This is a genomic window from Oribacterium sp. (assembly GCF_057249185.1).
Window position 1 is genome coordinate 1 of record NZ_DBHIGR010000242.1, and the last position, 2,261, is coordinate 2,261.

Annotated in this window: 2 protein-coding genes; one reads left to right on the plus strand and one right to left on the minus strand. The window is 46.1% G+C overall.

Translation table 11 applies throughout. From position 1 onward, the window contains the following. The coding region (locus ACO4PX_RS09960) for a trans-sulfuration enzyme family protein (protein ID WP_485572546.1) at positions 1–1,102 on the plus strand (1,102 nt) is incomplete at its 5' end. A gap of 305 nt (positions 1,103–1,407) precedes the next feature. Here the strand turns inward: ACO4PX_RS09960 and ACO4PX_RS09965 are convergent. Beyond that, positions 1,408–2,261, minus strand: an 854-nt coding sequence (locus ACO4PX_RS09965) for a [Fe-Fe] hydrogenase large subunit C-terminal domain-containing protein (RefSeq protein WP_485572548.1), incomplete at its 5' end; no start/stop codon positions are given.

Here is a 2,261-nt window from a genome sequence, read left to right on the forward strand (position 1 = left end):
AGGACAAAATAAGGAGGAGCATTACGGGGCGATATCTTACCCCATTTATCCAAGCTCCGCCTTTATTCATCAGGAGGTAGGGGGAAAGAACCCCTACGACTATTCACGTTTGCAAAATCCCACCAGAGCCCAGCTGGAAAAGGTGGTAGCTTCTTTAGAGCATGGTACGGATTGCATTGCCCTGTCCTCCGGGATTGCGGCATTGGCCTGTATTATGGAGCTTTTTCGTCCGGGAGACCATATTATAATTGATCGTGACCTATATGGCGGCTCCATTCGGTATTTTCGTGAGGTAAATGAGAAGAACGGTCTTCAGTTTTCCAGGGTATCCCTTCATGAGGATGGCTGGGAAAAGGAAGTTAAGGAGAATACCAAGGCGATTTTTCTGGAAAGCCCTACAAATCCTTGCATGAATGTAAATGATATCGAAGCTTTGGGGAAATTTTGTAAGGCACATAATTTACTTTTGATTGTGGACAATACCTTCCTTTCTCCCTATTTTCAAAATCCTCTGGAGCTGGGGGCGGATATTGTGCTGCATAGCGGTACCAAGTTTTTATCCGGACACCACGATGCCATTGCAGGCTTTATTGTGGTAAAGGATGAGGCACTTCAGGAAAGACTTCGTTTCCTGTTTAAGACCACCGGAGCAGGACTGGATGCCTTTGACAGCTGGTTGATTTTACGAGGCATCAAGACCTTAGCCATTCGTATGGAAAAGGCGCAGGAAAACAGTCTGAAAATTGCGGAGTTTTTAGAAAAACACCCGAAGGTAAAGAGGGTTTTGTATCCGGGACTTCCCAATCATCCCGGACATGAACTGATGAAGAAGCAGGCCAGAGGCTTTGGGGCGATGATTTCCTTCGACGTGGAATCCGGAGAGGAAGCTAAAGAAATTTTAAAGAGAATTCAGTTGATTTATTTTGCGGAGTCCTTGGGAGGAACGGAAAGTCTTTTGACCTATCCCCTGACCCAAACTCACGCGGACGTACCAAAGGAGATTTTGGCGGAAAACGGAATATACGAAACCACCCTCCGCCTGTCTGTAGGTATTGAGGATGCGGAGGATTTGATTTCGGATTTAAAGCAGGCGTTAGGATAAAAATGAAATATGCAGTATGGTCTTAAAAAGAAGCTGTAAAATAATATGCAGTATAGGTCTTAAACGGGGCACGCTCCCGCTAGCCTCGCCCTGCAAGGGTTCTAAGCTTTTACAAAACAAAAGCCAAGAACCCGCGGGCTCAGACTACCCCTATTTTAGACCTATACTGCATATTCTGTTTAAAGCTTGTAGTATAGTTTCTTTTTCAAGACCATACTGCATATTCTGTACAGATGAGCCTTGCCGTTTCTTTTTAAGACCCCTACTGCATAATTTCTATTATAGCTCCTTTTTTCGATGCTTCTTTATTTATCCCGCATCATGCTGAACTTATCCATAGGATAGTTCTTCAAGTTATCCAATACCTTTCTGGTATCGGCTTCGTCCAAAAGACTTTGACGAGACCTCTTGATTTCATTTTCCGCCTTATGACGGGAAGGTCCGCCTACACATCCGCCTTCACAGGCCATACCCTCGATAAAGTCCTCAGGAAGCTTTCCGGCTTTTAGAAGAGAAAGGGCGGTAACGCATTCCTTTCCTCCGGAGCAGGCGCGAAGCTTGATATCGGTGGTATCTTCTCCTCTTTCCCGCATACATTCCATAACCGCATTGGCTACGCCGCCGGAGCTGGCAAAGTTCTTTCCCCAAAGAGATGCTTCCTGATAAGGGCTAACCTCTGCCTCCAACTGTACATCCTTGGAACGGAGCAGACTGCTGAATTCTCCAAAGGAGAGAACATAGTCCGCATTTCCCTCAATGCCCATTTCCTGGGACTCGGATTTCTTTGCCATACAGGGACCGATAAATACGGTTACACAGTCGGGATGAATGGCTTTCAAATAACGGGAAACCGCCGCCATAGGAGAAAGGGTCTCCGACATATTTTCATGGTACTGATCCGGGAAGTGTATCTTTAAAAGGTTAATGAAAGCAGGGCAGCAGGAGGTGGTCATTTTCTTTCCTTCTTTTCTGGCCTCTGACCATTCCAATGCCTCGTAGGCTGCAGTCATATCGCCACCCAGTCCAACTTCCACCATATCGGTAAAGCCGAGTTTCTTTAAAGCCACACGGATTGCGGACATAGAGATATCCTTACCGAACTGTCCCTCTGTAGCAGGGGCACACATGGCGTAAACTTCTTTTCCTTCCTTAATGGCGG